We start from the raw sequence: 780 nt of genomic DNA on the forward strand, positions 1-780 counted from the left end.
CCCTATGAGCTAAGGGAACGCCACGAACGATCACTCATTTAGGAAGGCTGGTTTATAACCAGCCTTTTTTGTATCTAGAGGGTACCCATTAACGTTCCTGGGTGACTTTTTCTATCGTATGCAGTCACTATGCTGTAGTAAGGGTCTTCACCTTGTGGTCGTTTTAGCTCTACAATGACCATGCCTGAACTTGATTCTAAGATTATCGGCTTGTTTGGATCCTTACCGTACTCAATCAGAACTTCAGCGCCACCTCTGATTACATTTTCTATAAACTTAACCACATCAGATGCATCTTGAGCATTAATTTCACTTCTGTGCTTATCCCAAATATGACGTAGGCCAAAAGCCCCTTTTAGCTGCTTGACCTTAAGGTCATAAAAACCAGGATCACCTAGCTTTAAGATAACTTCTGCTTCTGGGAATTGACTATTTAACTTTGGGATTTGTCCAAATGATGTAGTTCCCTTTGAGTTTGTTACCCTAGCGTTTTTTGTTTTTTTATTATTTAGTACCTGATGCGATACATCGCCTGGTAACAATACATTCATTCATTCCACCTTATTAATTTCTTATTATCTTCGACACATATTACTTACTCTTTATTTAAAAAACTAAAGTTCGTCTTAACTGGTAACTGACTGACTTCCACCCCGTCTAAGTCTGCCATCTTCAGACTTCCTTTCAGCTTTGAGTTTGGAAAGAAGCTTTGACTCTTTCTTCAGCTTTTTGAATAATCCCGATAGATCATAAGAGTTTGAGCTCTGCCCTCCCTTCTCA

At 39.2% G+C, this 780-nt stretch carries 1 protein-coding gene; it reads right to left on the minus strand.

The features are described from left to right. Window positions 1-74: 74 nt before the first annotated feature. Window positions 75-551, minus strand: coding sequence for a hypothetical protein (locus tag R7044_RS24980; RefSeq protein ID WP_225455969.1), 477 nt, complete (start codon window positions 549-551; stop codon window positions 75-77). Window positions 552-780: the final 229 nt, after the last annotated feature.

It is taken from the genome of Vibrio sp. 1402 (genome assembly GCF_033340275.1).